Origin of the sequence: Stenotrophomonas sp. BR163 (genome assembly GCF_047520985.2) — a bacterium.
Taxonomy (GTDB): Bacteria; Pseudomonadota; Gammaproteobacteria; order Xanthomonadales; family Xanthomonadaceae; genus Stenotrophomonas; species Stenotrophomonas sepilia.
Window position 1 is genome coordinate 1 of the sequence record NZ_JAXBRE020000058.1, and the last position, 5,354, is coordinate 5,354.

Here is a 5,354-nt window from a genome sequence, read left to right on the forward strand (position 1 = left end):
GATCACCTGCTTCACCGCCTCTGCCCGGAACTCATCCGTGTACTGCTTGCTGTTGCCCATAAACACCTCGGTCATTGCCATCAATTATGGCAACCGGATGTCTACGAAAGGCTGGCCGGTCCATTGCAACGCTGGACGACATCCCTCGTATAGGACATCTGGCGTTGGGGCGACTTGACCTGCGCAATCACCGTAAGCTGGTCGTCATCGACAATGCCATTGCCTTTTGTGGCAGCCAGAACTGCGCGGACCCTGAGTTCAGGGTGCTTGCAAAGTACGCTCCCTGGGTGGATATCTTCCTTCGATGCGAAGGCCCTGTGGTGAGACAGGCACAGTGGCTGTTTCTGAGCACCTGGATGGCTGAGACCGGCGAGGAGTTGGAGTCGCTACCGTCTCAGCGCCCTTTGCCGGCCCTCTTTGCCCAAGGTGCGGTGGCCCAGATGTATGGCTGCGGACCGTCAACGGTTGGCGATACCATGTCGGATTCATTTGTCGGCGCGGTGTACGCCGCACGGCGCGAACTGCTGATCACCACCCCCTACTTCGTTCCAGACGAGGCCCTCCTACGGGCCCTATGCGCTGCGCCGCGCAGGGGCGTAAGAACCACGATGGTGTTTCCGAAACGCAACAACTCACTGTTGGTGGCTTACGCATGCCGCAGTACCTACCGTGACTTGCTTCAGGCAGGAGTATCCATCTTCGAGTATCCGCTTGGGCTACTTCACACCAAATCACTGACAGCAGATGGGCAATTCTCATTGGTTGGATCCGCCAATCTGGATCGTCGTAGCCTGCAACTCAACTTCGAAAGCAACCTCCTCATCATGGATCCACTGGCAACGTCGGCTATCAGGAATCGACAGGAAGGCTACGTACGTGTGTCTGAGCAGATCGCTCTGGAGACGGTAGAGGCTTGGCCTTTCCATACGCGGCTTCTTCAGAATGCCATCGGCATGATGTCGCCCGTTCTCTAGAGGTGCCGGACGATCAAGTTACGCCAGCGTCACCACAACATTCACGACTGCAGCAAGTAGCACGGTATTGAAGGCGAAGGCCACGAGCGAATGCAGCAGGCTTACGGCGCGAATCTTCGACGAAGAGATGGAGACATCAGCCGTCTGTGCAGCGACTCCGATGATGAACGCGAAATACAGAAAATCGCGTGCCCCAGGCGGCTTGTTCCCGGGGAAAAGCAATCCCGCGTGGTAGCCATCCCGCTCACCTTCATCCTCGCAGTTCTTATCTGCTTTTCTCCAATACATGTGCGCGTAGTGCCAAGCCATCATTGCGTGGATGGTGGCCCAGGCGAGAGGCAGTGACGCCAGGGTCAGCCCCAGTTCCAGAGGCTTGTGTTGCTTCCCGCTTACGGAGATGACCAGCCCCACCGCCAGAGCTGCCGCTGCCAATGTAATGATGAACACCATCCACAGGGGCTCATCCCGGTGGCCTGCGTTCAGCCGGAGCCGTTCTGCGTCGTAGGTGGGGACGGAAGCCAGTGTCCTTGCCAGATAGGCAACAAAGAAAACATCCACGCCTACCACCAGGGCCAGATACGGCGCAGAGTGAACTGCCCAGCCCCAGGCGAGAACCCCTGCTCCGGCGGCCAGATAGAAACTTGCCCTGGCATGTGAAAGCTTGATCACATTCTGGCTCCATTTGATGTCCAGCCAGCGACCTGGCGGAGATTCGGCGAGGCCTGCTGGTCATTTTCCAGCGTCATTGCACCGCGATTGCTGTGATAGTCCATCAGCTGGCGCCTCATTCAGTCACTTTGTTTCGTAGAGTCTGGATGCGCAACTCGAACAATGGCGCTGGCCATGGCGACACCATTTGGAATTACGACCTCGTTCCCTTGCGCATCCCGAAGGGTTGTGAAACCCAGAGAGATGCCCTCCACCCGGGCTTCGATGACCCCATTGGGAGCATACACGCGGACGGTATCACCCACGCGCATCGCCTTTGATATGAGAAGCGAGAATCCTGCAATCAGGTTACCGAGGGTGTCCTGCGCCGCCAGACCAACTACAACTGAAAGGATGCCCGCCCCCGCAAGCATCGTCGACCCGAGGGTCCTGAGCTCAGGGATTAGGTGCGCATAGAGACCGACGGCCAGCAGGTAGATCAACCACTGTCCCAGTACGCTTGCAAACTGGAGCGTGGTCCCATCCGTAAGCCGTGCGCCGATACGACGAGCTGATCTCCTGAGAAGTGCGGCACTGATCACGGCGAGAAGTGCGATGAGCGCCCCAATCGCCACTGCGCCTACGACAGATGACGGATCCACTAAAGCGTCGACAGTAGTCTGCATATCAACCTGCCATTTCCGCGAGTGCGCTTCTGGACGGAACAAAGAAGACGTTCCCAGTCACGGCTCTTGAGAAATCAAGAATTCGGTCGTGAAGCGGCGGCGGGTTGCCGATGAACATTCGCTCAAGCATCTGCTCGACTACCCAGAGATGTCTTGAATAGCCAATGAAGTAGGTCCCGTACTCGGCATGTGACGGCCTTGCAAAAGGCATATTGTCCCGCAGAATGTCGTGTTCGATCCCATCCCTTGTAATGGTACACAGCGTCTTGTGCGACTTCTGATCTGCCTCTGGTGCGTCTGGAAGCTCGGTGTTCGTAAATTTTCTGCGACCGATGATCTGCTCTTGGACTTCAGTACTAAGTCCCTTCCAGGCCTTGAGATCGTGAAGGTACTTCTGTGTGACAACGTAGCTTCCACCCGCGTGCGCGGGATCTTCGCTTCCGACGATGGTCGCCTCGGGGAGCGCCAAACCAACTGGATTGGCAGTACCATCGACAAACTCCAGCAGATCGCGACCGTCGAAGTATCTGAATCCACTGACTTCGTCCTGCCCTGCAACTGCCCCTTCCAAGCCCTCGAAGAGCATCTGCTGGAACGCGACAATCAGATCCATTGACTTGGCGCGGATATGGAACAGGAGATCGCCTGGCGTGGAGACTGCCGCATGCGCTGCGCCTCGGATCTCCTTGAACGGACGTAGCTCAGCAGGTGGCGCCGTGCCGAGGAGCGGGCCCCATACGTTCGCGCCAATCCCGACGTTGCAGGTAAAGGTGCCGGTCACATCTCTGACGAGCACGTTCTTGATCAGATCGTCCAGGCTGCCCAGGACCGCTCGAACGGCAGATAGGGACGAGGCGTCCCGCTCAATGGTAAGAACAAGGAAGGATGCAGCGATCGACAGTGGTGCGTCGATCGGTTGCGGTTCGGGGGATTGCGGCGTCGCGTAGCTCATTGAACGCTCCTGGAGTGGGTCACCGATCACGCATGGCCAGCAGCACCCGCCGCAATCCATGCACCTGCTCGATCAGTTGAAGCGCAACGTCCACCCCTGCCTCATTGACCTCCATTTCAAATATAAGGTCGCGAACCAAAAGTGCTCTACTGAGATCTACACGCGTGTAGACCAGCCCATCCTCACCCTGCTGTGGAGAGATCCACTCCAGCTGGACCCAATGGCTCAGCACAGCCTCCTCGACGCCGGCCTGGTCGAGGATATCCTGAACACTGACAACCTCATTCAATGCGCTCATGCTGCACCTCCTTCCCGCGGATTGAAGGACGCGCCCGACTCCCAGGTCTTCACGAACTGGGCCAGCTCCGCGTCCATAGGCTTCTGTAGAACAATCTTCAATCGGACGAACTCATCGCCTCGGCCACCGGAACGCAGCGGCATGCCCTGCCCTTTCAGTCGAAGCCGGGTGTTGCCATCTGAGCCAGCCGGCACGCCCACCTCGGCGTGACCGGTTGGCGTCGGCACGGTAATGCGTGCGCCCAACACGGCTTCCTTCAAGGAGATGGGCACATCAATCGTGAGCGAGTCGCCCTCGGCAAGGAAGCGTGGGTCTGGTGCAATCTCCAGCTCTAAGAAGGCATCGCCGTCTCCCCCCGTACCAGCACCCTTTGCGCCCTTGCCTCGAAGGCGGAGTGTTTGCCCCTGGGTGACGCCCGGTGGAATGTTCACATCCAAGGTGCCGCCATCGCCCAGGACCACGCGCTCAGCGCCTCCCTCGATGGCGCGCGCCAGGCTGATTTCGAGGTGATAGCGGAGGTCCTGGCCACGGCCGTTTGCACGGGCATTCGACGTGCGGCGGAAGAACTCGGCGAAGGGATCACCGGCTTCGGCAAAGTCCGCGTAGCCACCAAAGCCGCCGTCGCCATAGCCGGCATCGGCCTGGGCATAGTCGCGGTAGTACTCGCGGCGCGGTCGCTCCGCTCCGGTTTCGTCGATCGCCCCCTGGTCAAACAGCGCCCGCTTCTCCGGATCGATGAGCAGCCTGTAAGCATTGGCGACATCCTTGAACTTTTCTTCCGCGGCCTTGTCGCCTGGGTTCAGGTCGGGATGCAGCTTCCTGGCCAGCCTCCGGTACGCCTTCTTGATCTGATCCGTCGTGGCATCACTGGCAACACCAAGTGTTTCGTATGGACTGCTCACTCCAACCTCCATTCGTTCATGTCATTTGAGGAATTCAACGCGCTGGGACGGTCCTCGGCCGCCTCTGGCATCCACAGTTCAACGACGGTCCCGGCTGGCCCCGTACTCGCCACAGAGAGGTTTCCTCTATGCCGCGACGCCAACATTTGGCTGATCGGAAGGCCGAGCCCGGTGCCCTGATGGTGCTTGGTCGTGAAGAAGGGCTCGAAGACCCGCTCCAGGATGTCCTGCGGGATGCCGCCGCCGGTGTCGGAGATCCGCAGCGCCACTCCAGGTGCACCGTGGATGTCATCCGTGTCCTCGGTGGCTAGTCCCAGGACACCCCCGCCCGGCATGGCATGGAGTGCATTGATCATGATGTTCACCAGGATCTGCTGGATTTCCCCTCTGTTGGCCCTGATGAGTCGGGTGGAATGAAACCTCTTCTCGATCATGACGGGCTGGCGTTTGGTCAGGTGCTGTACCAGCGGTAGCGTTTCCAGCAGCAGGGATGAAGGTTCCAACAGCTCGTATTCCGCTGCGTGCTCACTGGGTTTTGAGAACTGAAGCAGCTTGGACACGATCGTACTGATACGCTGGATCTGATCCTCGATGAGGTCAAACTCCTCCTTGCCGCCTGGTCCGAAATCCTGGAGCACGGCTTCACGCAGGAGCTCCAGATTTCCCTGCATCACTGCGAGCGGATTGTTGATCTCATGTGCGACACCTGCGGCGATCTCGCCAATAGTTGCCAACTTCTCTTTCACTATCAGGTGCTGCGTTGCTTCCTCTGGACCGGCCAGAGTTCTGTAGACACTCAGTTGCCGCTCTGCGCGTAGCGCCTTTCAAACTCTACCGGTGACAGTCCGCCAGCGGAACCATGCCGGCGGATCGGGTTGTAGAACATCTCGATGT

Annotated in this window: 7 protein-coding genes; 1 reads left to right on the forward strand and 6 read right to left on the reverse strand. The window is 58.7% G+C overall.

Features of this window, described 5'->3' with window-relative positions:
- Positions 1-164 precede the first annotated feature (164 nt).
- A complete protein-coding gene (locus ACM0PY_RS21030; RefSeq protein ID WP_414609519.1) occupies positions 165-974 on the forward strand; it encodes a phospholipase D-like domain-containing protein in 810 nt (269 codons plus the stop codon).
- Between the two features lie 18 nt (positions 975-992).
- Here ACM0PY_RS21030 and ACM0PY_RS21035 read toward each other — a convergent pair whose 3' ends face one another.
- The 6 genes from ACM0PY_RS21035 to ACM0PY_RS21060 all read right to left on the reverse strand — a co-directional run bounded on the left by ACM0PY_RS21035 (position 993) and on the right by ACM0PY_RS21060 (position 5,206).
- The gene (locus ACM0PY_RS21035; RefSeq protein ID WP_180885790.1) at positions 993-1,643 is read right to left on the reverse strand and encodes a DUF1345 domain-containing protein; all 651 of its coding nucleotides are present in this window, start codon (positions 1,641-1,643) and stop codon (positions 993-995) included.
- A gap of 119 nt (positions 1,644-1,762) precedes the next feature.
- Positions 1,763-2,308 (reverse strand): mechanosensitive ion channel family protein, encoded by a 546-nt coding sequence (locus ACM0PY_RS21040; protein ID WP_134970259.1) that lies wholly within the window; start codon positions 2,306-2,308, stop codon positions 1,763-1,765.
- Position 2,309: 1 nt separating this feature from the next.
- Entirely contained in the window at positions 2,310-3,260 is a 951-nt protein-coding gene (locus ACM0PY_RS21045) for a Dyp-type peroxidase (protein WP_134970261.1), read from the reverse strand.
- Between the two features lie 19 nt (positions 3,261-3,279).
- Positions 3,280-3,558, reverse strand: a complete 279-nt coding sequence (locus ACM0PY_RS21050; protein ID WP_134967711.1) for a chaperone modulator CbpM — start codon at positions 3,556-3,558, stop codon at positions 3,280-3,282.
- Positions 3,555-4,460 (reverse strand): DnaJ C-terminal domain-containing protein, encoded by a 906-nt coding sequence (locus ACM0PY_RS21055; protein WP_414609520.1) that lies wholly within the window; start codon positions 4,458-4,460, stop codon positions 3,555-3,557. The genes ACM0PY_RS21050 and ACM0PY_RS21055 overlap by 4 nt, the downstream gene beginning before the upstream one ends.
- Positions 4,457-5,206, reverse strand: coding sequence for a sensor histidine kinase (locus ACM0PY_RS21060; RefSeq protein ID WP_414609521.1), 750 nt, complete (start codon positions 5,204-5,206; stop codon positions 4,457-4,459). Before ACM0PY_RS21060 ends, ACM0PY_RS21055 begins: the two co-directional genes overlap by 4 nt.
- Positions 5,207-5,354: the final 148 nt, after the last annotated feature.

Coding starts and splice junctions, on each gene's coding strand:
- ACM0PY_RS21045 (WP_134970261.1), bottom strand. CDS start 3,260: ATGAGCTACGCGACGCCGCAATCCCCCGAACCGCAACCGATCGACGCA.
- ACM0PY_RS21050 (WP_134967711.1), bottom strand. CDS start 3,558: ATGAGCGCATTGAATGAGGTTGTCAGTGTTCAGGATATCCTCGACCAG.
- ACM0PY_RS21040 (WP_134970259.1), bottom strand. CDS start 2,308: ATGCAGACTACTGTCGACGCTTTAGTGGATCCGTCATCTGTCGTAGGC.